The sequence below is a fragment of the Pseudomonas sp. BP6 genome (assembly GCF_017875935.1).
GTDB lineage: Bacteria > Pseudomonadota > Gammaproteobacteria > Pseudomonadales > Pseudomonadaceae > Aquipseudomonas > Aquipseudomonas putida_Y.
This window is the reverse complement of record NZ_JAGINI010000001.1, coordinates 4209149-4232672: the sequence shown is the minus strand read 5'-3', so window position 1 is coordinate 4232672 and position 23524 is coordinate 4209149. Positions and strand designations below refer to the sequence as shown.

Here is a 23524-nt window from a genome sequence, read left to right as displayed (position 1 = left end):
TGAAAGCACGCAACGAGCGTTGCAACAAAGTGGCATGCCCACAACTGGCAGAAATACCAGGTGGTTTACGTTTTTGCCTGCAATCCAGTAAGCTGCACCAATTCGTCGGATGATTGGTTGAGTGGCATGAATACAGAGCTGACCAAGCGCTCCCTGGTGGAGTTGGCCGTAGAGCGCATGCGCGAATGCATCGTGCTGGGCGATTGGCAGGTCGGTCAGCGCCTGCCTACCGAGCCAGAGCTTGCCTTGCAACTGGGCATTAGCCGCAACACCGTGCGTGAGGCCATGCGCGTGCTGGCGTTCAGTGGCCTGGTGGAAATTCGCCAGGGCGACGGCAGCTACCTGCGCACTGCCCAGGACCCGCTGCAGGCGGTGCATGCGATGTCCCGGTGTACGCCCGATCAGGCCCGTGAAACCCGCCATATCCTCGAGGCGGAGGCCGTCGGCCTGGCAGCTTTGCGCCGTACCGATGCCGACCTGCAAGCGCTACGGGATGCTCTGGAAGGCAGTGCCGGGCATTTTCACGGCGATGTCGATGCCTATGTGGCCTGCGATCTGGTGTTCCACCAGCGGCTGGTCGATGCCGCCCACAACCCGGCATTAAGCGAGCTGTACCGTTACTTTTCCGGGGTCGTGGCTGCCGCTCTGCAACACAATATGGCGACCGTTCCGCGCTGCCAGGCTACGTTCGACTTGCATGGGCAGATCCTCGACGCCATCGAGCAGCATGACGCTGAACGGGCCAAGCGCCTGAGCCGTACCCTCATTGAATCCTGACACCGAGAAGGCCATGGCTGAATCCATCACCCGTAATACCCCGTCGGACGAGCGGGATCTCGATGAGCTGCTGATCGACGCTGAAGCTGACGACGAGCAGGTCCAGCAGCAGGCTGTGGTGCTGCGGCGGCCCTGGCTGTTGCTGCTGGGCCTGGTGCTGGTGGCCCTGAACCTGCGCCCGGCATTGTCAAGCATGGCGCCGGTGCTGGGCCAAGTATCTGAAGGCCTGGGGCTGAATGCTTCGCAGGCTGGATTGCTGACCACCTTGCCGGTGCTCTGCCTGGGCCTGTTTGCTCCCTTGGCGCCGGTGCTGGCGCGGCGCTTTGGCAGCGAGCGGGTGATTCTTGGCATCCTCGTCACCCTGGCACTTGGCCTCGTGGTACGAAGCACCTTTGGGGCTATTGGGGTGTTCCTCGGCAGCCTGATGGCGGGGGCCAGCATCGGCATTATCGGCGTGTTGTTGCCGGGTATCGTCAAGCGCGACTTTCCGCAGCACGCTGGCACGCTGACCGGCGTCTATACCATGGCATTATGCCTGGGCGCTGCCATGGCCGCGGGTGCCACCGTACCTTTGGCCCAGCATTTCGACGGCAGCTGGGCACTAGGGTTGGGCTTCTGGGTGCTGCCGGCCTTGCTGGCCATGCTGGTGTGGCTGCCACAGGCCCGCCAGGGGCATGGTCTGCACAAGGTGGCCTATCGCGTGCGAGGCCTGTGGCGTGATCCATTGGCCTGGCAGGTGACCCTGTACATGGGTCTGCAGTCATCACTGGCTTACATCGTGTTCGGTTGGTTGCCAACGATCCTGATCGGCCGCGGCCTCAGCCCGACCGAGGCAGGGCTGGTGCTGTCAGGGTCGGTAATCGTGCAGTTGATCAGCTCGCTCAGCGCCCCCTGGCTGGCCACCCGCGGCAAGGACCAGCGGCTGGCGATCGTGGTGGTCATGTCCGGTACGCTGGCGGGGCTGTTCGGTTGCCTGTATGCGCCACTTTCCGGACTGTGGGGGTGGGCCATTGTGCTGGGCCTGGGGCAGGGCGGTACCTTTGCCCTGGCGCTGACCTTGATCGTGCTGCGTTCGAAGGATGCCCACGTGGCGGCGAACTTGTCGAGCATGGCCCAAGGGGTGGGTTATACCCTGGCTTCGATGGGGCCATTTGCGGTGGGCCTGGTGCATGACCTGACTGGCGGCTGGGCGGCCCTGGGCTGGATTTTTGCGGTGCTGGGCGTCGGCGCCATCGTGTTCGGTCTGGGGGCCGGGCGGGCGCTGCATGTGCAGGTGACCAGCGAGAAAGTCTGAGGCCTGTTTTGCAGTACCGTCCTCTTACCCGCCAAGAGGACGGTACTGGCATAAGCCACCGGGGCAGATTATCGTGCAGCTTTCGAACCTAGGACGGACCAGCCCCCCATGAGCGATGCCAACCGCGCCCTGATCACCCGTTTCTACCAGGCCTTCCAGCGCCTGGATGCCGACGCCATGCTGGCCTGCTACAGCAACGATATCGTTTTCAGCGACCCGGTGTTCGGCACCCTGCGCGGCAAGGACGCAGGCGATATGTGGCGGATGCTCACTACTCGCGCCAAGGACTTCACCCTGACATTCGACAGCATACGCGCAGATGAGCACAGTGGCAGCGCGCACTGGGTGGCTACCTACCTGTTCAGCCAGACCGGGCGTATTGTGGTCAACGATATCCAGGCACGCTTTGTCATTCGTGATGGGCTGATTTGCCAGCATGACGACACCTTTGACCTGTGGCGCTGGTCGCGGCAAGCGTTGGGTATTCCTGGAATGCTGCTGGGGTGGTCGCCGCTGATGCAGAACAAGGTCCGCCTGCAGGCATTCAAGGGGTTGCGCGCATTCCAGCAGGCCCAGGGTGAGTGAAGTCGTCGAACCTGCTGTTGGTAAGCCCTGGTTCGTTTATCTGGTAAGGGCAGCCAATGGCTCGTTGTATTGCGGCATCAGCGATGACCCGCAGCGTCGGTTCGCCGCGCATCAGAAAGGGCAGGGCGCCCGCTATTTCAAGACCAGCCCGGCCCAGGCACTGGTCTATGTGGAGCAGTGGCCGGACAAGAGCGCGGCGCTGCGCCAGGAGCGGTTGGTGAAACGGCTGCGCAAGTCGGCGAAGGAGGCACTGGTGGCCTCCTTTGGCGGCTTGGGGGATATCAGTCCTTGCGGCGCTTCAGCTGATCCACCAACGTTGTTGGCAGCCCCTTGATGATCAAGGTCCCCGCCGCTTCGTCATACTCCACCTTGTCCCCCAGCAGATGCGCCTCGAAGCTGATCGACAGCCCCTCGGCACGCCCGGTGAAACGGCGGAACTGGTTGAGTGTGCGTTTGTCAGCAGGAATTTCCGGCGACAGGCCGTAGTCCTTGTTGCGGATGTGATCGTAGAACGCTTTGGGGCGATCCTCGTCGATCAGGCTGGACAGCTCTTCCAGCGTCACCGGCTCGCCCAGCTTGGTCTGGGTAGTGGCGTACTCGACCAGGGTCTGGGTCTTTTCGCGGGCAGATTCTTCCGGCAGGTCTTCACTTTCGACGAAATCGCTGAAGGCCTTGAGCAGGGTGCGGGTTTCGCCCGGGCCGTCGACGCCCTCCTGGCAGCCGATGAAGTCGCGGAAGTAGTCCGACACCTTCTTGCCGTTCTTGCCCTTGATGAACGAAATATACTGCCTGGAGTTCTGGTTGTTCTTCCACTCCGACAGGTTGATGCGTGCTGCCAGGTGCAGCTGGCCAAGGTCGAGGTGACGCGAAGGGGTCACGTCGAGCTCGGCATTCACCGCCACGCCTTCGCTATGGTGCAGCAGGGCGATCGCCAGGTACTCGGTCATGCCTTGCTGATAGTGGGCAAACAGGATGTGGCCGCCGGTGGACAGGTTGGACTCTTCCATCAGCTTCTGCAGGTGCTCGACAGCCACGCGGCTGAAGGCGGTGAAGTCCTTTTCTTCATCCAGGTACTGCTTCAGCCAGCCGCTCAGCGGGTAGGCCCCCGATTCGCCGTGGAAAAAGCCCCAGGCCTTGCCTTGCTTGGCGTTGTAGCTGTAATTGAGGTCGGCCAGCAGGTTTTCGATGGCATCGGAGGCAGCCAGTTCGGAGTCACGAGCATGCAGCACGGCGGGGCTGCCATCGGGCTTTTTGTCGATCAGGTGAACGATGCAATGACGGATTGGCATGGAATTCTCGGCGAGCTGCAAAAGTTGCCAAGTTTAACCTAGACCTGAGGTGATGCAGTGGCCGTATGTTGGCAGATATGTCTGTTGTTCGTTTTTTGTTCAATTTTGTGGTTTTTCAGCTGAAACCCCCGAAAAACCTGCATTTAATCAAAGTGCGAAGCGGATATTTATCCATTCCTGTGGTAGTTTTGCGCGGTCTTGCGCCCCTCGTGTGGCGCATTGCTGGCAGCACGCTTTCGCCGTGTCGAACCAAACGCCGATTTTCGTATCTACATACGCGATTGGCGCGGCCCTCCATTTCAAGGGGCTGGCCCGATAACGTCGTAGTTCGCTGCATAACCATCGAATTTGATAGGGAAGGAACACCACCATGGCATTGACCAAAGACCAACTGATTGCCGACATCGCCGAATCGATCGCCGCGCCAAAAGCCACCGCCAAGAATGCTCTGGAGCAACTGGGCCAGATCGTTGCCGACCAACTGGAAAACGGCGCTGAAATCACTCTGCCAGGCATCGGCAAGCTGAAAGTCTCCGAGCGTCCTGCCCGTACCGGCCGCAACCCTTCGACTGGCGCTGCCATCGAAATCGCTGCCAAGAAAGTCGTCAAGTTCGTTCCAGCCAAAGTGCTGACCGACGCCATCAACAAGTAATTGTTGTTTTGACGAAACCGCGCCCGGCTTGCCCGGGCGCGGTTTTTTCATGCCTGTGATTTACGCTGGGCGTGCCAGGTCTGGCGTGCGGCGTCGTCATGGAAGCTCCAGGCGACCATGCGGCTCTGTTTCTGTCCCTGGCCCATCTCAATGATGCGCACGGCCTTGGCGCCGGATTTCTTCAGTGCGGCTTCGATTCCTGGCAGGTTGCTGGCCTTGGACACCAGGCTGGTGAACCACAGCACCTGTTCGGCGTACTGCACGCTTTCGCCAACCAGCTGGGTGACAAAGCGGATTTCTCCGCCTTCGCACCACAGTTCATTGTTCTGGCCACCGAAGTTCAGCACCGGCAGCTTGCGTTTGGGGTCCTGCTTGCCGAGGTTCTTCCATTTGCGCTGGCTGCCGCGGGTGGCTTCGTCGCGTGAGGCATGGAAGGGCGGGTTGCACAGGGTCAGGTCGAAGCGTTCGCCCTCCTGCAGCAGGCCGCTGAGGATGTGCGCTCGGTTGGCCTGCTGGCGCAGGGAAATGGCTTTGCCCAGGCCATTGGCCTGGACGATAGCCTTGGCCGAGGCCAGAGCCACCGGGTCGATGTCTGAGCCGAGGAAGCGCCAGCGGTAGTCGCTGTGGCCCAGCAGTGGATAGATGCAGTTGGCCCCCACGCCGATGTCCAGCGCGCGCACTTGGGCGCCCCTTGGGACGTCGCCGGCATTGTCATCGGCCAACAGGTCGGCGGCTACGTGGATGTAGTCGGCACGGCCAGGAATGGGCGGGCACAGGTAATCGGCCGGGATGTCCCAGTGCTGGATGCCGTACTGGGCCTTGAGCAGTGCACGGTTGAACACGCGTACGGCTTCGGGGTTGGCAAAGTCGATGCTGGGCTTGCCGTGGGGGTTGGTGATGGTGAAACGGGCCAGATCAGGGTGGGCCTTGATCAGGCTGGGGAAGTCGTAGCGACCCTGGTGGCGGTTGCGCGGGTGCAGGGTGGGTTTGTTCGGGGTCATGGCAGTGTCCAGCCCTATACGAGCGGTGGCTTGAAGAACCTGGGGCTGCTATGCAGCCCTTTCGCGACACAAGGCCGCTCCCACAGGAGGGTGGCGCCTTGAGGGTTGGCGCCGTCCTGTGGGAGCGGCCTTGTGTCGCGAAAGGGCCGTGCAGCGGCCCCGACGGTCTCTCTAGTGATTACAGCGCAGCAATCCGCGCATGCTGCTCGGTGAAGTTGGCCAGGGCCTGTTCAGACTCGGCCAGCTTGGCGCGTTCTTTCTCGATCACCGCAGGCGGGGCCTTGTCGACGAAGGCTGCGTTGGACAGCTTGCCGCCAACACGTTGCACTTCACCTTGCAGACGCTGGATTTCCTTGTTCAGGCGCGCCAGCTCGGCATCCTTGTCGATCAGCCCGGCCATTGGCACCAGCACTTGCAGGTCACCTACCAGGGCGGTGGCCGACAGCGGCGCTTCGTCGGCATCACCCAGTACGGTGAACGACTCGACCTTGGCGAGCTTCTTCAGCAGCGCTTCGTTTTCCTGCAGGCGGCGCTGGTCGTCGGCGTTGGCGTTCTTCAGGAACAGCGGCAGCGGCTTGCCGGGGCCGATGTTCATTTCGGCACGGATATTGCGCAGGCCGACCATCAGTTCTTTCAGCCACTCGATGTCGCCTTCGGCAGCGGCGTCAATGCGTGCTTCGTTGGCCACTGGCCATGGCTGCAGCATGATGGTCTTGCCGTCGATGCCGGCCAGCGGCGCGATGCGCTGCCAGATTTCTTCGGTGATGAACGGCATGAACGGATGCGCAAGACGCAGTGCCACTTCCAGTACGCGCACCAGGGTGCGGCGAGTGCCGCGGGCGCGCTCTACCGGGGCGTTTTCGTCCCACAGTACCGGTTTGGACAGCTCCAGGTACCAGTCGCAGTACTGGTTCCAGATGAACTCGTACAGCGCCTGGCTGGCCAGGTCGAAGCGGAACTGCTCCAGCTGGCGGGTTACTTCGGCTTCGGTGCGCTGAAGTTGCGAGATGATCCAGCGGTCGGCCAGCGACAGCTCGTAGGCTTCGCCGTTCTGGCCACAGTCTTCACCCTTGTCCAGCACGTAGCGGGCGGCGTTCCAGATCTTGTTGCAGAAGTTGCGATAGCCTTCGACGCGGCCCATGTCGAACTTGATGTCGCGGCCAGTCGAGGCCAGCGAGCAGAAGGTGAAGCGCAGGGCGTCGGTGCCGTAGCTGGCAATACCTTCGGGGAACTCGGCTTTGGTCTGCTTGGCGATCTTCTCGGCAAGCTTGGGCTGCATCATGCCGCTGGTGCGTTTTTCCAGCAGGGCGTCGAGGGTGATACCGTCGACGATGTCCAGTGGGTCCAGCACGTTACCCTTGGACTTGGACATCTTCTGGCCCTGGCCGTCACGTACCAGGCCGTGCACGTACACGGTCTTGAACGGTACCTGCGGGGTGCCGTCTTCGTTCTTGATCAGGTGCATGGTCAGCATGATCATGCGCGCAACCCAGAAGAAGATGATGTCGAAGCCAGTCACCAGCACGTCGGTGGAGTGGAACTTCTTGAGGAATTCGGTCTGTTCCGGCCAGCCCAGGGTGGAGAACGTCCACAGGCCCGAGCTGAACCAGGTGTCGAGTACGTCGTCATCCTGGCGCAGGACCACGTCGGCGCCCAGCTTGTGCTTGGTGCGTACTTCTTCCTCGCTGCGGCCGACGTAGACCTGGCCAGCCTCGTCGTACCACGCCGGAATACGGTGGCCCCACCACAGCTGGCGGCTGATGCACCAGTCCTGGATATCACGCATCCAGGAGAAGTACATGTTCTCGTATTGCTTGGGCACGAACTGGATGCGGCCATCTTCCACGGCGGCGATGGCAGGTTCTGCCAGCGGCTTGGTGGAAACGTACCACTGGTCGGTCAGCCACGGCTCGATGACCGTGCCGGAGCGGTCGCCTTTCGGCACTTTCAGGGCGTGGTCGTCGATGCTGACCAGCAGGCCCTGGGCGTCCAGGTCGGCGACGATCTGCTTGCGCGCGACAAAGCGGTCAAGGTTGGCGTACTGGGCCGGCAGCTGGGTGTCGACCTGCTCGTTGACGCTGCCGTCGAGGTTGAAGGCCTGGGCGTTGGCCAGCACGAAGGCATTCTTGTCGAAGATGTTCAGCAGCGGCAGGTTGTGACGCTTGCCGACTTCGTAGTCGTTGAAGTCGTGGGCCGGGGTGATCTTCACGCAACCGGTACCGAACTCGGGGTCGCAATAGTCATCGGCGATGATCGGGATGCGGCGGCCGACCAATGGCAGCTCGACGAATTTGCCGATCAGTGCCTGGTAGCGTTCGTCGTTCGGGTTGACTGCCACGGCGGCGTCACCCAGCAGGGTTTCCGGACGCGTGGTGGCAACCACCAGGTAGTCCTGGCCTTCGGCGGTCTTGGCGCCGTCGGCCAGCGGGTAGCGCAGGTTCCACAGGTGGCCTTTCTCGTCGTGGTTTTCCACTTCGAGGTCGGAGATGGCTGTGTGCAGCTTGGTGTCCCAGTTGACCAGGCGCTTGCCGCGGTAGATAAGGCCGTCTTCATGCAGGCGCACGAACGCTTCTTTCACTGCTTCGGACAGGCCATCGTCCATGGTAAAGCGCTCGCGGCTCCAGTCTACCGACGAGCCCAGGCGGCGAATCTGGCGGCTGATGTTGCCACCGGACTGATCCTTCCATTCCCAGACCTTTTCCAGGAACTTTTCGCGGCCCAGGTCATGACGGTTCTGGCCTTTGGCTTCAAGTTGGCGCTCGACCAGCATCTGCGTGGCGATACCCGCGTGATCGGTGCCTGGCTGCCACAGGGTATCGCGGCCTTGCATGCGGCGGAAACGGATCAGGGCGTCCATGATCGCGTTGTTGAACCCGTGGCCCATGTGCAGGCTGCCGGTCACGTTCGGCGGCGGGATCATGATGGTGTAGGACTCGCCTGCACCTTGTGGAGCGAAATAGTTCTCGGACTCCCAGGTGTTGTACCAGGAAGTTTCGATTGCGTGCGGCTGGTAGGTCTTATCCATGCGCGGCGGGACCCTGTGCATTTATTCGGGAAAGCCGGGAAGTATAACCAAGCTGGGGGCCGCAGGCGACAAGCTGCTGACAACTGTCGGAACAGTGTCGCCTGCCTCGCGGGCAAAGCGCAGGCTTCGAACCTGTGGGAGCGGGCTTGCCCGCGAAGTAGGCGACACCGCTGCCCGGTTCTACTCGGAACGCTTGATCAGCCGCTCGATCCGCGCATCCAGCCGGCGCTTGATTTCGTTCTCGATATGCGGGGTGAAGTCGTTGATCACGTCTTGCATGATCATCTGCGCTGCGGCACGCAGCTCGCTTTCCAGGTGCAGCAGGGTGTCCTGGCGGCGGGCCTGCGGGTCGTCCTCGGGTTCGGCAGCGACCGGTTCGGCGGGCGCCGCGGGGGCGCTGGCGGTTTCGTCCAGCAGCAACGGAATCTGCTCTACCGTCTCGGTGAGCAGCGGCGGTTGCAGGTCGGCGTCGCCAAGCAGCTGACGGATCGACTCGAGGTCATCGAGCAGGTGGGCGGAATCGGGCAAAGGGGAGGGCTTGTCCATCGTCGTCAAAGTCGCTGTAAGCGGTGGTCTTGCAGAGCATAGCCCTGTTCACGGTAGAAACGGAATCGCTCTCGGGCTGATTGGCGGATAGCGGGCTCTTCAACGACGATTTCGGCCACCCGCTCGAACTGCCCGACAAAGCCCGGCACGCTGGCGCCGAGGTTGATCAGCAGACCACAGTGCTTACCTGCGTCGTCGGCCAGGCCCAGAACCACGCCAGTATCGGCATGCACCTCGGCCAGGTCGTGGGGCACGAAGGCCTCGCCCTTGAAGCGCCACAAGCGTTGGTCCAGTTCACTGCGCTGTTCTGCATCCTGGCAGTGCAGATAGACCTGGTGGCCGAGGCGCCAGGCCTTTTCGCACAGCTTGCAGGCGAAATCGAGCCGCGCCGACAGCGAGTCGGTGGGCAGAATGTAGAAGTCGACTTTGCTCATGGTGGGAATCGCCGGCCGGTGGCGCGCAAGGCACCACCGGATTCACGGCGTCAGGCGCCAGCGCGGTCCAGCAGGTACTGGGTCAGCAGAGGTACCGGGCGGCCAGTGGCGCCTTTGTCCTTGCCGCCACTGACCCAGGCGGTACCGGCGATGTCCATGTGCGCCCAGTTGTAGGCTTTGGCGAAGCGCGACAGGAAGCAGCCAGCGGTGATCGTACCGGCCTTCGGCCCACCAATGTTGCCCATGTCGGCGAACGGGCTGTCCAGTTGTTCCTGGTATTCATCGAACAGCGGCAACTGCCAGGCACGGTCGTCGGCGCGCTTGCCGGCATCGAGCAACTGCCCGACCAGGTCGTCGTTGTTGCCCATCAGGCCGGAGGTGTGGCTGCCCAGGGCGACGATGCAGGCGCCGGTCAGGGTGGCGATGTCGATGACCGCCTGCGGTTTGAAGCGCTCGGCGTAGGTCAGGGTGTCGCACAGCACCAGGCGGCCTTCAGCATCGGTGTTGAGGATTTCCACGGTCTGGCCGCTCATGGTGGTGACGATGTCACCCGGGCGGGTAGCACCGCCGCTTGGCATGTTCTCGGCGCAGGCCAGCAGGCACACCAGGTTGATCGGCAGTTGCAGTTCGAGCACTGCATGCAGGGTGCCGAACACACTGGCGGCGCCGCACATGTCGTACTTCATTTCGTCCATGCCGGCGCCTGGCTTGAGGCTGATGCCGCCGGTGTCGAAGGTAATGCCTTTACCCACCAGCACGAAAGGCTTGTCGGCCTTTTTGCCGCCCTGGTAATTGAGCACGATCAGGCGTGGTGGCTGGTCGCTGCCCTGACCCACGGCGTAGAACGCGCCCATGCCCAGGTCCTTGATCTTTTTCTCGTCCAGCACTTCAACCTTGAGGGCCTTGTGCGCCTTGCCCAGGTCTTTGGCCTGTTCGGCCAGGAAGCTTGGGTGGCAAAGGTTAGGCGGCAGGTTGCCAAGGTCGCGGGTGAAGGCCATGCCGCTGGCGATGGCGCTGGCATGCTTGACCGCGCGCTCGACTTCGGCCTGGCCGGCTTTGTCGGCCAGCAGGGTGACCTTTTTCAGCGCGCGCGGCTCGGCTTTCTGGCTCTTGAAGCGGTCGAACACATACTCGCCGTCCAGCAGGGTTTCGGCCAGCAGGCGGTACTTGCCGTAATGGGCGTCGCGGTTGCTGACCGCGATATCGTCCAGGGCCAGCACTGCGTCAGTGCCGTTCAGGCCCTTGAGCACGCCAGCGACACTGGTCACCAGTTTGCGCCAGGCGCGGTCGCCCATGGCTTCTTCCTTGCCGCTACCTACCAGCAGCACGCGCTCGGCCTTCAGGCCCGGGAGGTTCTGTAGCAGCAGGGTCTGGCCCGGCTTGCCGGCCAGGTCGCCGCGCTTGAGCACGGCGCTGATGGCCCCTTCGCAGGCCTGGTCGGCAGCCTTGGCAACAGCGCCGAGCTTGCGGTTTTCCCCTACCGGAAGGACCAGGGTGGCGGTTTTTACGGATGCAGCAGCTACGCTTTTTACAACCAGTTCCATGACAGGATCCCCGAATGATCGATACGAATGGCGCTGTGTGTTCCAGCGCTCTGGACGGGCCTGGCCGCGTCGTCGCGCACCAGCGGAAAAGCTGCCAGTTTGAGCCTGTGGCAAGCGTGCTGACAACCCCGATGTGCGCCTTCGTACGCGGCCAAGTGACAGGGGCGGTCAATCACAGGATAATGCGCGCACTTTACATGGAGGTTCGCCTTTGGCGAACCGGCATTGTTCTTGGATGTACTAAGTCATTGTTTGGCGCCATTGCATGGCTGTCCGCCCTGACAACCCAGGAGTGTCTGGTTTGATCGTCTTTCGTTATCTGTCCCGCGAGGTCCTGGTCACCTTGAGCGCCGTCAGCGCTGTGCTGTTGGTGATCATCATGAGCGGGCGCTTCATCAAGTACCTGGCCCAGGCTGCCCAGGGCGTGCTCGACCCGGGCGTGTTGTTCCTGATCATGGGCTTCCGCTTGCCAGGCTTCCTGCAACTGATCCTGCCTCTGGGGCTGTTCCTCGGCATCCTCCTGGCTTACGGGCGCCTGTACCTGGAAAGCGAGATGACCGTACTGTCGGCCACGGGCATGAGCCAGCAGCGCCTGCTGGGCATGACCATGGCACCGGCTGCCCTGGTTGCCCTGCTGGTGGCCTGGCTGAGCCTGAGCCTGGCCCCGCTGGGCGTGGCCCAGGTGCAGCAGATCATCAGCCAGCAGGACGCCCTGACCGAGTTCGATACCTTGGTGCCAGGCCGCTTCCAGACCTTGCGTGATGGTTCGCGGGTAACCTATACCGAGCAGTTGTCGGATGACCGTATCAACCTGGGCGGGGTGTTCATCTCCGAGAAGCGCTTCAACCAGGACAAGACCAAGGACCGCGCCCCGTCGGTGCTGGTCGCCGAGAAGGGCCACCAGGAAATCCAGGCCGACGGCAACCGCTACCTGGTCCTGGAGAACGGTTACCGCTACGACGGCAACCCGGGCCAGGCCGACTACCGCGCCATCAAATATGACACCTACGGTGTGCTGCTGCCCAAGCCGGAAGTCGCCGAGGAAGTGACCGAGCGCGAAGCGCTTCCCACTTCCGAACTGATCGGCAAGGAGGGCCTGCGTGAGCGTGCCGAGCTGCAATGGCGGCTGTCGCTGCCGATCCTGGTGTTCGTCGTCACCCTGCTGGCGGTGCCGCTGTCGCGGGTCAACCCGCGCCAGGGCCGCTTCCTCAAGCTGCTGCCGGCAATTCTTCTGTACATGGCCTACCTGACAATGCTGATTTCCGTACGCGGCGCCCTCGAGAAGGGCAAGCTGCCGATTGCCCTGGGCATGTGGTGGGTCCACGGCCTGTTCCTGCTGATCGGCCTTGGCCTGATGTACTGGGAGCCGCTGCGCCTCAAACGCGCCGCCCGCCGTGCGGAGGTGGCCCATGGCTAAGCTCGATCGCTACATCGGCCAGAGCGTGCTGCTGGCCATTCTGGCTGTGCTGGGGATCATCCTCGGCCTGGCTTCGCTTTTCGCCTTCATCGATGAGATGGGCGACCTGAGTGACACCTACACGTTGATGGAAGCGGGCAACTATGTCCTGCTTACCGCACCTCGGCGGCTGTATGAAATGCTGCCAATGGCCGCCTTGATCGGTTGCCTGATCGGTCTTGGCAGTCTGGCCAGCAGCAGCGAGCTGACCATCATGCGTGCGGCTGGCGTGTCCATCGGCCGTATCGTCTGGGCGGTGATGAAACCGATGCTGGTGCTGATGCTGGTTGGTCTGCTGATTGGCGAATATGTGGCTCCGGTGACCGAGAACAAGGCCCAGGCCGACCGTTCCCTGGCCCAAGGTGGTGGTGAAGCACAAAGTTCCAAGCGCGGTATGTGGCACCGCCAGGGCGAGGAGTATGTGCACATCAACGCCGTGCAGCCCAATGGCCTGCTGCTGGGCGTGACCCGCTACCGCTTCGACAGCGAGCGCAAGATTGTCACCTCGAGCTTTGCCCGCCGTGCGCAGTACCAGAACGACCACTGGCTGCTCGCTGATGTGCGTACCACCTACTTCCGTGGCGACCACACCGAGGTGGTCAGCGCGCCGGAGGAACGCTGGGATGTTTCGCTCACGCCAGAACTGCTCAATACCGTGATCCTCGCGCCGGAGTCGCTTTCGATTACCGGGTTGTGGGACTACATCCACTACCTGTCTGACCAGGGCCTGAACAACTCCCGCTACTGGCTGGCGTTCTGGACCAAGGTGCTGCAGCCGATGGTAACGGCGGCCCTGGTGCTGATGGCGATCTCGTTCATCTTTGGCCCGCTGCGTTCGGTAACCCTTGGTCAGCGTGTGTTCACGGGTGTACTGGTGGGCTTCGTGTTTCGCATTGGCCAGGACCTGCTCGGGCCTTCGAGCCAGGTATTCGGCTTCCCGCCGCTGCTGGCGGTAGTGATACCGGGGGGCATCTGTGCCTTGGCCGGCCTGTGGTTGTTGCGCCGGGCAGGGTAATAGCCTGAGGTACACAAGAAAGCCGACCTCAGGGTCGGCTTTTTCATGGGTGTTGATCTATTCCGGCCTCTTCGCGGGTAAACCCGCTCCTACAGGTACCGCGCAAGCATCAAGAAAGGGCCCGAACCGGCAACGCCAATCCTCTGGCTTATTTCTTCTGTTTAGGCACCCGCACCAGCTGGCTTTCCGAATAGATGTCATGCCAACCGCGCTTGCGCTTGTCGATCAGCACCCAGAAAAAACCCAGCCCCAGGCACAGCCACGAGGCGATCGATACGACGAACCGCAATAGCGCCTGCCACAGGCTGATGGCCGAACCATCGGCATTCTGCACCCGAACGCCCCATACCTGCATACCGAGCGTCTGCCCACCGTGGGTCCAGAACTTGGCAAAGAAGCCGAACAGCGCAAACAGCAATACCGTAGACAGCAGTGGGTCGCCATCCAGTGCGCCAGCCTCGGTCAGCTCGCGCATGCGTGCTTCACCGATGATCGACATCTGAATCATCTTGTAGGCGCCGGCGGTCACGATCAGCAACGCGGTGCACAGTAAAAAGTCATAGAACATCGCTGCCAGGCGCCGGCCCAGGCCGACCGGCGGAAAATCCCCCTGGGGTGTGAGTAGAGGCTTTGACATGCAGGACGCTCCGAAAGACGAGCCTACTATTCTACGGGCAAAAAAAAGCCCCTGCACTTGGCAGGGGCTTTTCAAAGTCTGGTGCTGGATTCAGACAGGTTGAACCTTGTCAGCCTGCATGCCTTTCTGGCCCTGGACTGCTTCGAAAGTTACTTGCTGGCCTTCTTTCAGGCTCTTGAAGCCGTTGCCTTCGATAGCGCGGAAGTGCACGAAGAGATCCGGACCGCTTTCTGGGGTGATGAAGCCGTAACCTTTTTCGTCATTGAACCACTTGACGGTACCCTTCTGACGCTCAGCCATTGTCTTATTTCCTATGAAACTTAAATTTTGATGACAGTTTCTTTCGCACTTTTTTGTAAGCGAAAGATTACTGGGCTGGGTTGCAGGAAGTAAGAGACGTCGAACGGGTTGTAGCAAATCTCGGCTACTGGCCCAGGTCACGAACTGTTGCGACCCATGCAAACACAGTGCAGTGACTCTACGCCAACTGCCGAGCGAAAAACAAGCCCTTGGTCGTATGGAAAACTGGCCGTTTGCCAATAACCGACCGATTTGTCGGAAACGGCATGGCGCCTGGCCTGGCGCCATGTTCAAAAGTTATTGGGCAGGTTCGAAAACGAATATGTCGACGCTGCCCAAAACCTTCACAAAGCCGTTTCAGCCACGGTAGTAACGTGGTGTCACGAAAGGCATTTTGCTGACTTTCAAGGCCACCTTCTTTCCACGCACCACGGCAAACAGTGCAGTGTCGAGTGCAGCATGTTCACTATCGATATAACCCATTGCGACAGGTGCAGCGAGTGTCGGGCCAAAGCCCCCACTGCATACTTTACCTACCGGTTTATCGTTTGCGTCGACAATTTCCGCACCTTCACGAACAGGCGTACGCTCCTGTGGCAACAGGCCAACACGTTTGCGCGCCACACCATCGCGCAGATGGGCGAAGATCGCCTCGGCACCAGGGAAGCCGGCAGCACGTGCACCCTCGGCACGGCGCACCTTGGAAATCGCCCACAGCAGGCTGGCTTCGATCGGCGTAGTCTCGCCGTTCATGTCGTGGCCATACAGGCATAGGCCGGCTTCCAGACGCAGCGAGTCGCGTGCGCCCAAGCCGATCGGCTGTACTTCCGGTTCGGCCAGCAGGCGGCGGGCCAAGGCGTCGGCAGCGCTCACCGGTACCGAGATCTCGTAGCCATCTTCGCCGGTGTAACCCGAGCGGCTGACGAAACAGTCCACGTCCAGCAGCTTTACCCGGCGGAACTGCATGAAGGTCATGCCGGCCACTTCTGGAGCCAGACGTTCCAGCACGTTGACTGCCGCCGGGCCTTGCAGGGCGAGCAGGGCACGGTCCTCGAACAGCGGCTGCACCTCGCAACGGCTGCCGATGTGCGTTTGCAAGTGAGCCAGGTCCTGCTCCTTGCAGGCGGCGTTGACTACCAGGAACAGGGCATCGTCGCCCAGGTTGGCAACCATCAGGTCGTCGAGAATGCCGCCTTGCTCATTGGTGAACATGGCATAGCGCTGCATGCCCACCGGCAGGTCGATGATATCCACCGGTACCAGGCTTTCCAGCGCCTTGGCAGCGTCAGCGCCACGCAGAATGATCTGGCCCATGTGCGAGACGTCGAACAGGCCGGCCTGCTCGCGGGTGTGCAAGTGTTCCTTGAGCACGCCCAGCGGGTACTGCACCGGCATGTCGTAGCCAGCGAACGGCACCATGCGCGCACCCAGTTCCAGGTGCAGAGCGTGCAGTGGGGTCTTGAGCAGTGTTTCGGACATCGATGACTCCTTGCTGTCATTGTCGGGTCAACATTCGATGATGTTGACGGCCAGGCCGCCACGGGCGGTCTCTTTATATTTGCTTTTCATGTCGGCGCCGGTCTGGCGCATGGTGCGGATGACCTTGTCCAGCGACACGTAGTGCTGCCCGTCGCCGCGCAGGGCCATGCGTACCGCGTTGATGGCCTTCACCGAGCCCATGGCATTGCGCTCGATGCAGGGCACCTGTACGAGGCCGCCGATCGGGTCGCAGGTCAGGCCCAGGTTGTGTTCCATGCCTATTTCGGCGGCATTCTCCACTTGCTGCACGCTGCCGCCCATCACTTCGCACAGCGCCCCGGCGGCCATCGAGCAGGCCACGCCGACCTCGCCCTGGCAGCCCACTTCGGCGCCGGAGATGGAGGCGTTTTCCTTGTACAGGATGCCGATGGCTGCAGCGGTGAGCAGAAAGCGCACCACCCCGTCCTCGCTGGCACCCGGCACGAAGCGCATGTAGTAGTGAAGGACTGCCGGGACGATGCCCGCTGCGCCGTTGGTTGGGGCGGTAACCACACGACCGCCGTAGGCGTTTTCCTCGTTCACCGCCAAGGCGTAGAGGTTGACCCAGTCGAGCACTGACAGGGCGTCACGCAGGCTGGCTTCCGGGTGGCCGCTCAGTTGGCGGTACAGGGCCGGCGCGCGGCGTTTGACCTTGAGCCCTCCCGGTAATATGCCCTCATGCTGACAACCTGCTGTGACGCAATCTTGCATCACCTGCCAGATGCGCAGCAGCCCGGCTCGGGTTTCTGCTTCCGGACGCCAGGCGGTCTCGTTGGCCAGCATGACCTGGCTCACCGACAGGTCATGCGCGGTGCAGTGGCCGAGCAGCTCCTTGGCGGTCTTGAACGGATAGGCCAGCACCGTAGTGTCCTCGACGATGCGGTCGTGGCCGGCAGCGTCCTCGTCGACCACGAAACCACCGCCTACCGAGTAGTACTCGCGGCTTCGGATTTGCAGGCCTGCGTCGTCGAATGCGCGGAAGATCATGCCATTGGGGTGGTAGTCCAACGGCTTGCGGATCATCGCCAGGTGCTGCTTTTCGATGAACGCAATGCTGTGCTCGCCCAGCAGGTTGATGCGTCCGCTGTCGCGGATGACCTGCAGCCGGGCGGGAATGCTGTCGGTGTCGATAATGTCCGGGTGTTCGCCTTCAAGGCCCAGCAGCACGGCTTTGTCACTGCCGTGGCCTTTGCCTGTGGCGCCCAATGAGCCATACAGCTCGGCCCTGACGCTGGCGGTGCCGGCAAGCAAGCCATCACGGCGCAGCCCTTCGGCAAACCGCGCAGCGGCACGCATCGGGCCGACCGTGTGGGAGCTGGAGGGACCGATGCCGATCTTGAACAGGTCGAAGACGCTCAGTGACATGTGGACCTCCTACCAGGTTGTTGGGCGGACGTTGAGCCCTGTAGGAGCGGGTTTACCCGCGAATGCGGCGGTACAGCCACCATCGCATTCGCGAGTAAACCCGCTCCTACACAGAGCCCGCCACCAAAGCCAGGTGGCGGGGAGGGGCTATCAGACGTCCTGATAGCTCTCGATCGACGGGCAGGCGCATACCAGGTTGCGGTCGCCGAACACGTTGTCGACCCGGCCGACCGGCGGCCAGTACTTGCCTTCCACCAGGCTCGCCAGCGGGTATACCGCCTGCTCGCGGCTGTAGCCATGGGTCCATTCGCCAACCAGCTCAGCCGCAGTGTGCGGTGCGTTTTTCAGCGGGTTGTCGTCCTTGTCCAGGCTACCGTCCTCTACCGCGCGGATTTCTTCGCGGATCTGGATCATCGCGTTGCAGAAGCGGTCCAGTTCTTCTTTGGACTCGCTTTCGGTCGGTTCGATCATCAGCGTGCCAGCCACCGGGAAGGACATGGTCGGGGCGTGGAAGCCGAAGTCGATCAACCGCTTGGCCACGTCGTCGACACTGATGCCGCTGGTGTCCTTCAGTGGGCGCAGGTCGAGAATGCACTCGTGAGCCACCAGGCCGTTACCGCCGGTATACAGAACAGGATAGTGCTCTTCCAGGCGGCGGGCGATGTAGTTGGCGTTGAGGATTGCCATTTGCGAGGCACGTTTGAGGCCGGCACCGCCCATCATGCGGATATACATCCATGTGATTGGCAGGATGCTGGCACTACCGAACGGCGCAGCGCATACCGCGCCCTGGGTGTTTTCCAGCTGTGCATGGCCTGGCAGGAACGGCGCCAGGTGCGACTTGACGCCAATCGGGCCAACGCCCGGGCCGCCGCCACCATGCGGAATGCAGAAGGTCTTGTGCAGGTTCAGGTGGGAAACGTCGCCGCCGAACTTGCCTGGCGCGCACAGCCCGACCATGGCATTCATGTTCGCGCCGTCGATGTACACCTGGCCGCCGTTGTCGTGGATGATCGCGCAGATTTCGCCGATCGCTTCCTCGAACACACCGTGGGTCGACGGGTAGGTGATCATGATTGCAGCCAGGCGTTCGCGGTGCTCGATGGCTTTGGCGCGCAGGTCCTCGACATCGACGTTGCCACGGGCGTCACAGGCGGTAACCACTACACGCATGCCAGCCATGTGTGCGGTGGCCGGGTTGGTGCCATGGGCCGACGACGGGATCAGGCAGATATCGCGGTGGCCTTCACCACGGCTGCGGTGGTAGGCGCGGATCGCCAACAGCCCGGCATATTCGCCCTGCGAGCCGGCGTTGGGCTGCAGCGACACGGCATCATAGCCGGTGGCCGCGCACAGCATGGCCTCCAGTTCGGTGGTCATCTGCAGGTAGCCCTGGCTCTGCTCGGCGGGGGCGAACGGGTGCAGGTTGCCGAACTCGGCCCAGGTGACCGGGATCATTTCGCTGGCGGCGTTCAGCTTCATGGTGCACGAGCCCAGCGGGATCATGCTGCGGTCCAGCGCCAGGTCCTTGTCGGCCAGGCGGCGCAGGTAGCGCATCAGCTCGGTTTCGCTGTGGTAGCGGTTGAACACCGGGTGTTCGAGGATGGCCGATTGGCGCAGCAGGGCAGCAGGCAGCAGGGAACCGGTGCTGGTGGCCAGTGCGGCGAAGTCAGGCTGTGCCTGCTCGCCACCCAACAGCTGCCACAGCGACTCGACGTCAGCCTGAGTGCTGGTTTCGTCCAGAGACAGCCCCACATGGGCGGCATCGATCTGACGCAGGTTGATGCCCTGGGCGCGTGCCTTGTCATGCAGGCTGGCAGTGGCACTGCCGGTGGCCAGGGTCAGGGTGTCGAAGGCGCTGGCACCTACCACCTGTACGCCCAGCGCCTTCAGGCCGGCGGCGAGGATCGCGGTCAGCGCATGGGTACGCTCGGCAATGCGCTTGAGGCCGGCAGGGCCGTGGTACACGGCGAACATGCTGGCGATGTTGGCCAGCAGCACTTGGGCGGTGCAGATGTTGCTGGTGGCCTTTTCACGGCGGATGTGTTGCTCGCGGGTCTGCATGGCCAGACGCAGGGCGGTTTTGCCGAAGCGGTCGATCGACACGCCGACCAGGCGGCCAGGCATGTCGCGCTTGAACGCGTCGCGGGTGGCAAAGTAAGCCGCGTGCGGGCCACCGAAGCCCAGTGGCACGCCGAAGCGCTGGGCGCTGCCGATGGCCACGTCGGCCTCGAATTCGCCCGGTGGGGTCAGCAGGGTCAGGGCCAGCAGGTCTGCCGCTACGGCGACCAGAGCGTTGGCAGCGTGGAAACGCTGCACGACCTCGCGGTAGTCGAACACTTCACCGTTGCTGGCCGGGTATTGCAGCAGGGCGCCGAAGAAGGCGCTGACATCGCCCAGCTCGCGCTCGTCGCCAACCACAACCTCGATACCCAGCGGCTCGGCACGGGTGCGCAGCACGTCGAGGGTTTGCGGGTGACAGTGCACGGAGGCAAAGAAGGCATGGCTGGACTTGTTCTTCGACAGACGCTTGCAGAAGGTCATGGCCTCGGCCGCAGCGGTGGCTTCGTCGAGCAAGGAGGCGTTGGCGATCGGCAGGCCGGTGAGGTCGCTGATCAGGGTCTGGAAGTTCAGCAGCGCTTCCAGGCGGCCCTGGGAAATTTCTGGCTGGTACGGGGTGTAGGCGGTGTACCAGGCCGGGTTTTCCAGCAGGTTGCGCAGGATCGGTGCCGGAGTGTGGGTGTTGTAGTAGCCCTGGCCGATGTAGCTTTTGAACAGCTGGTTCTTGCCAGCGATGGCCTTGAGTGCAGCGAGCGCATCGGCCTCGCTCTGGCCGTCGTGCGAGCCAAGCACGCTGGTGCCTTTGATGCTGTCGGGGATGACCGCAGCGGTCATGGCGTCCAGCGAGTCGAAGCCCAGTGCAGTGAGCATGGCCTGTTCGTCAGCGGCGCGCGGGCCTATGTGACGGGCGATGAATTCGTTGGCGGTGCCGAGGTTAATGGTCATGGCGGGTGTCCTCAGGCGTCGTCGTTGGCTTTGAGCAGGCGGTCGTAGGCGTCCTGGTCGAGCAGAGCGGTCACGGCTTCTGCATCGGCAGGGATGAAGCGGAAGAACCAGCCTTCGCCCATCGGGTCTTCGTTGACCAGTTCAGGGCTGTCTTCAAGCTGGCCGTTGACCTCGACCACTTCACCCGTCAGTGGCATGTACACGCCGCTGGCGGCCTTGACCGATTCGACGGTGGACGCTTCGCTGCCTTTCTCATACTGCTGCAACTCTGGCAGTTGCACGAAAACCACGTCGCCAAGGGCATTCTGGGCGTAGGCGGTGATGCCCACGGTGACGCTGCCATCGGCTTCGACGCGCAGCCATTCGTGATCTTCAGTGAAACGCAACTCGCTCATGGGGAATCCTCGGGAAGCAGGGCGTTGGGCGCGGTGGCGCCGCGCTCTTAGGGTAGGATTCCTTTAGCAATAATGCGGCCAATCTACAAAAATGCTTGTTTATCAATATGTTACGTGAATATCGGGTAAAGCCTTATCTTTTCTGTGGAATGATATCGTTACAGGTGCTCATCGGAGGAAAAGGGTTTGAGCATCAAACCCTTGTGCACCCACGTCGAGGCGGGACTGTATCGTTTTCGCTACATCGTAGCGAAAACGATACGGTTGATGCATGAACAGGGCAGGTGCCCATTGGCCTTCGGTCATTTCATTTTCAGCAGATGATCCAGCGAAAGCGCACCGGCGCCACGGGCGATCAGGAGCAGCAAGAGCCCTGCCCAAGTCAGGTGGGTGGGCCACGCATCGGGGTAGACGAACACTTCGATCACCAACGTCATGCCCAGCAGTGCCAGCGCCGATAGCCGGGTCATCAGCCCGAGCACCAGCAATAGCGGGAACAAGTGCTCAGCGTAGGCGGCCAGGTGCGCTGCAAGCCAGGGCGAGAGTAGCGGCAGCGCGTACTCGGTGCGGAACAGTTCGTAGGTGCCGGGTGTGAGGGTGAGGAAACCTTCCACTTTGGTGCGCCCGGAAAGAAAGAATATCGAGGCGATCCCGAGCCGGGCGACCAGGCACAACAGGTCATCGCTCAACCGGCGCTCGATGCTCTGCGCAACGTGGTTCCAGGCGCGCCGCAGGCTGCTGGCCGGGGGCGTGAAATCGGCACTAGCCATGGTGGTGTTCTCCTGTGAAGGCGAGTGGGCGAAAAGCCTGGGCTGTCATCAGGCGCCCGAGCATCTCGGTGAAGTCCAGGTCGGTTTCAGCGTGTCGCGCCAGGTCGGAGGCCTGCATCAGCGACTGTCCGGCCGCACAGGCCTTGAGGAACGCATGGCCACCTTTCCCCAGCGGCTGATGGCATACGCCATCAGCGGTGCCGACAAACAGTACCCCTTCGCCCACCCATGGCTGGTCTTGGGGCCAGGCAAGCTGCTCGCGGGCGCAGCGCCACAGGGTGTACACAGGATGCGCTTCGCACCAGTACCAGCGGGCACTGGCACGGGGGGCCAGGCAACCGTGATCCAGATCGCTGGGGGTCATGCCTGCCAGCTCGACAAGGTTCAGGCACGGTTCGTTCAGCGCGCTGAAGGCTTCTGTCCAACGCAGGTCCAGGCGCGCGACATCCGCCAGATACGGCACAGCATGCTGTGACTGAATGTCTTCGAGGAAATCCGGAAAGGTTGCGCCGTAGCAGATCAGCCGGGGATCGCTGGGGGGAAATTGCCGCGCATAGACTGCCGCGGTCTCATCCATCCAGGCGCGCCCGACGAGTGTGCACACGCTCGGAAAGTTCGCGCGCAGTGCTTCCACGCAGCCGGCCAGCACCGTGTTGCGATAAACCGCGAACGCCGCTTGTTCGGCCACTCCCGAAAGCTGGGGAGCAGGGCGGGAATAGAGTGCCTCGATGAATGCGTGCTGGAACTGACCAAGGGAAAGGTTCATGGCAATGCACCTGGGCAAGTCATGATCGACTGTGCGATGGACCGTTCAGCAAGCAGTTCGGTGAACGGGGGAAGCTTGTCGTCACGTTCAATGAGTGTCGGGCGCGGGCCGACACGGGAAACCAGTTGGCGGTACAGCGCCCACACAGGCTCCGCCACCTGCGCATCATGAGAGTCGATCAACAGGCTGCCTTGGTCATCATCGCTGTGCCCGGCCAGATGAACTTCTGTGATGGTTTGCGCTGGAAAGCGGTCCAGGTAGGCAGTTGCCGAGAACCCCAGATTGTGAGCACTCACATAGACGTTGTTGATGTCCAGCAGCAGACCACAACCCGTGCGGCGTGTCAGTTCGCCAAGAAAGTCGATCTCGTCCCAGTCATGGCCCTGCAGTTGCAGGTAATGACTGGGGTTTTCGATGGATATCCGCCGGCCCAATACCTCCTGGCATCGCTGGATGTTTTCAGCGATGCGGTTCAGAGCCTCGTTGCTGCGCGGAAATGGCAGCAGGTCTGGATGGTAGTGCCCCTGCCAGGTGGACCAGGCCAGGTGCTCTGATACAAGTACCGGTTCGATTTGATCGCACAGTGCGCGCAGACGCTGCAGATGCGCCTGATCAGGGGGCGCGTCAGCCGCCAGCGAAAGTGCCACACCATGCAATGAGACCGGGTGCTGCTCTGCGATGCGGTTCAGCCAGGCAAGGCGAGGGCCACCGACCATGTAGTTCTCCGGGTGAGCTTCAAACCAGAGCCCTTCGAGATTGCACGCCAGCGCCTGGTCGTAGTGCTCGGCCTTCAGGCTGATTCCGGCGCCCATTCGTGCGTCTGCGTTCATGGTCGGTTTCCCCTGATCAAGATTTGATAGGTGTCAGCGAGCCCATGCCGGCAGGTGTCTTGATCGATGTGCAGGTGCCGGCGGGGACGTTTTTCCAGTGCATGCCGTCGTAGTCTTTCTTCGCACTGCCGGCGCAGCTGGTGCCGGCGCCGGCCTTGCAATCGTTCTTTCCTGCCATGGCGACGCCGTAGCATTTTTCCATGGCAGTGCCACTGCCTGCGGGTTGCGTGCTGTCGGCCGCCATGGCGACGCCTGCAAGCGAGGCAAGAGCGAGCGCTGCGGTGGTGAGGGCGAGGGTTTTCATGGGTCAATCTCCTGA

The 23524-nt window shown here is 62.1% G+C and carries 23 protein-coding genes; 7 read left to right on the top strand and 16 right to left on the bottom strand.

The window, feature by feature from the left end; genetic code table 11:
* The first annotated feature begins 126 nt into the window (after positions 1-126).
* The 4 genes from J3A98_RS19195 to J3A98_RS19180 all read left to right on the top strand — a co-directional run bounded on the left by J3A98_RS19195 (position 127) and on the right by J3A98_RS19180 (position 2990).
* Positions 127-777: a FadR/GntR family transcriptional regulator gene (locus J3A98_RS19195; RefSeq protein ID WP_176683732.1), complete on the top strand. Its 651-nt coding sequence runs from the start codon at positions 127-129 to the stop codon at positions 775-777.
* Positions 778-790: 13 nt separating this feature from the next.
* Positions 791-2071 (top strand): CynX/NimT family MFS transporter, encoded by a 1281-nt coding sequence (locus tag J3A98_RS19190; RefSeq protein ID WP_209967826.1) that lies wholly within the window; start codon positions 791-793, stop codon positions 2069-2071.
* A 108-nt stretch (positions 2072-2179) separates the two neighbouring features.
* The gene (locus J3A98_RS19185; RefSeq protein WP_176683730.1) at positions 2180-2656 is read left to right on the top strand and encodes a nuclear transport factor 2 family protein; all 477 of its coding nucleotides are present in this window, start codon (positions 2180-2182) and stop codon (positions 2654-2656) included.
* Positions 2649-2990, top strand: coding sequence for a GIY-YIG nuclease family protein (locus tag J3A98_RS19180; protein WP_176683729.1), 342 nt, complete (start codon positions 2649-2651; stop codon positions 2988-2990). Before J3A98_RS19185 ends, J3A98_RS19180 begins: the two co-directional genes overlap by 8 nt.
* Here J3A98_RS19180 and yejK read toward each other — a convergent pair.
* A complete protein-coding gene (gene yejK, locus J3A98_RS19175) occupies positions 2938-3945 on the bottom strand; it encodes a nucleoid-associated protein YejK (RefSeq protein WP_209967824.1) in 1008 nt (335 codons plus the stop codon). The two genes, J3A98_RS19180 and yejK, sit on opposite strands and share 53 nt — an antisense overlap.
* 370 nt (positions 3946-4315) lie before the next feature.
* Here yejK and J3A98_RS19170 point away from each other — a divergent pair, with 370 nt between their 5' ends.
* Positions 4316-4597 (top strand): HU family DNA-binding protein, encoded by a 282-nt coding sequence (locus J3A98_RS19170; RefSeq protein WP_003255106.1) that lies wholly within the window; start codon positions 4316-4318, stop codon positions 4595-4597.
* Positions 4598-4644: 47 nt separating this feature from the next.
* Here the strand turns inward: J3A98_RS19170 and rlmF are convergent, their stop codons facing one another.
* The 5 genes from rlmF to J3A98_RS19145 form a co-directional block, all read right to left on the bottom strand.
* A complete protein-coding gene (gene rlmF / locus J3A98_RS19165) occupies positions 4645-5598 on the bottom strand; it encodes a 23S rRNA (adenine(1618)-N(6))-methyltransferase RlmF (protein ID WP_209967821.1) in 954 nt (317 codons plus the stop codon).
* A gap of 178 nt (positions 5599-5776) precedes the next feature.
* Positions 5777-8623, bottom strand: coding sequence for a valine--tRNA ligase (locus J3A98_RS19160; RefSeq protein WP_176683727.1), 2847 nt, complete (start codon positions 8621-8623; stop codon positions 5777-5779).
* 180 nt (positions 8624-8803) lie between these two features.
* A complete protein-coding gene (locus tag J3A98_RS19155; protein WP_209967819.1) occupies positions 8804-9169 on the bottom strand; it encodes a DNA polymerase III subunit chi in 366 nt (121 codons plus the stop codon).
* A 5-nt stretch (positions 9170-9174) separates the two neighbouring features.
* Positions 9175-9603 carry a DNA polymerase III subunit chi gene (locus J3A98_RS19150; protein WP_176683725.1) on the bottom strand — a complete coding sequence of 143 codons (429 nt, stop codon included), beginning with the start codon at positions 9601-9603 and terminating at the stop codon, positions 9175-9177.
* 50 nt (positions 9604-9653) lie between these two features.
* Positions 9654-11147, bottom strand: coding sequence for a leucyl aminopeptidase (locus J3A98_RS19145; protein ID WP_209967817.1), 1494 nt, complete (start codon positions 11145-11147; stop codon positions 9654-9656).
* 301 nt (positions 11148-11448) lie between these two features.
* Between J3A98_RS19145 and lptF the strand changes: the two genes are divergently transcribed.
* On the top strand, positions 11449-12564 hold the full coding sequence (gene lptF, locus J3A98_RS19140; protein ID WP_004575655.1) for an LPS export ABC transporter permease LptF: 1116 nt from the start codon (positions 11449-11451) through the stop codon (positions 12562-12564).
* Positions 12557-13618 carry an LPS export ABC transporter permease LptG gene (gene lptG, locus J3A98_RS19135; protein ID WP_209967813.1) on the top strand — a complete coding sequence of 354 codons (1062 nt, stop codon included), beginning with the start codon at positions 12557-12559 and terminating at the stop codon, positions 13616-13618. The genes lptF and lptG overlap by 8 nt, the downstream gene beginning before the upstream one ends.
* Before the next feature lie 148 nt (positions 13619-13766).
* Here lptG and J3A98_RS19130 read toward each other — a convergent pair whose 3' ends face one another.
* From J3A98_RS19130 to J3A98_RS19085, 10 genes are all read right to left on the bottom strand, one after another.
* Positions 13767-14255 carry an RDD family protein gene (locus J3A98_RS19130; RefSeq protein WP_003255094.1) on the bottom strand — a complete coding sequence of 163 codons (489 nt, stop codon included), beginning with the start codon at positions 14253-14255 and terminating at the stop codon, positions 13767-13769.
* Positions 14256-14345: 90 nt separating this feature from the next.
* On the bottom strand, positions 14346-14555 hold the full coding sequence (locus J3A98_RS19125) for a cold-shock protein (RefSeq protein ID WP_014589840.1): 210 nt from the start codon (positions 14553-14555) through the stop codon (positions 14346-14348).
* Between the two features lie 357 nt (positions 14556-14912).
* Entirely contained in the window at positions 14913-16034 is a 1122-nt protein-coding gene (gcvT, locus tag J3A98_RS19120) for a glycine cleavage system aminomethyltransferase GcvT (RefSeq protein ID WP_209967811.1), read from the bottom strand.
* A gap of 27 nt (positions 16035-16061) precedes the next feature.
* On the bottom strand, positions 16062-17438 hold the full coding sequence (locus J3A98_RS19115; protein ID WP_176683720.1) for an L-serine ammonia-lyase: 1377 nt from the start codon (positions 17436-17438) through the stop codon (positions 16062-16064).
* Between the two features lie 150 nt (positions 17439-17588).
* Entirely contained in the window at positions 17589-20444 is a 2856-nt protein-coding gene (gene gcvP, locus J3A98_RS19110) for an aminomethyl-transferring glycine dehydrogenase (protein WP_209967809.1), read from the bottom strand.
* A gap of 11 nt (positions 20445-20455) precedes the next feature.
* Positions 20456-20839, bottom strand: coding sequence for a glycine cleavage system protein GcvH (gene gcvH / locus J3A98_RS19105; protein WP_003255087.1), 384 nt, complete (start codon positions 20837-20839; stop codon positions 20456-20458).
* 302 nt (positions 20840-21141) lie between these two features.
* On the bottom strand, positions 21142-21609 hold the full coding sequence (locus J3A98_RS19100; protein ID WP_209967808.1) for a DoxX family protein: 468 nt from the start codon (positions 21607-21609) through the stop codon (positions 21142-21144).
* Entirely contained in the window at positions 21602-22375 is a 774-nt protein-coding gene (locus J3A98_RS19095) for a DNA-binding domain-containing protein (protein ID WP_209967806.1), read from the bottom strand. Before J3A98_RS19095 ends, J3A98_RS19100 begins: the two co-directional genes overlap by 8 nt.
* On the bottom strand, positions 22372-23205 hold the full coding sequence (locus J3A98_RS19090; protein WP_209967803.1) for a DUF692 domain-containing protein: 834 nt from the start codon (positions 23203-23205) through the stop codon (positions 22372-22374). Before J3A98_RS19090 ends, J3A98_RS19095 begins: the two co-directional genes overlap by 4 nt.
* A 16-nt stretch (positions 23206-23221) precedes the next feature.
* Positions 23222-23509, bottom strand: coding sequence for a DUF2282 domain-containing protein (locus tag J3A98_RS19085; protein WP_209967801.1), 288 nt, complete (start codon positions 23507-23509; stop codon positions 23222-23224).
* Positions 23510-23524: the final 15 nt, after the last annotated feature.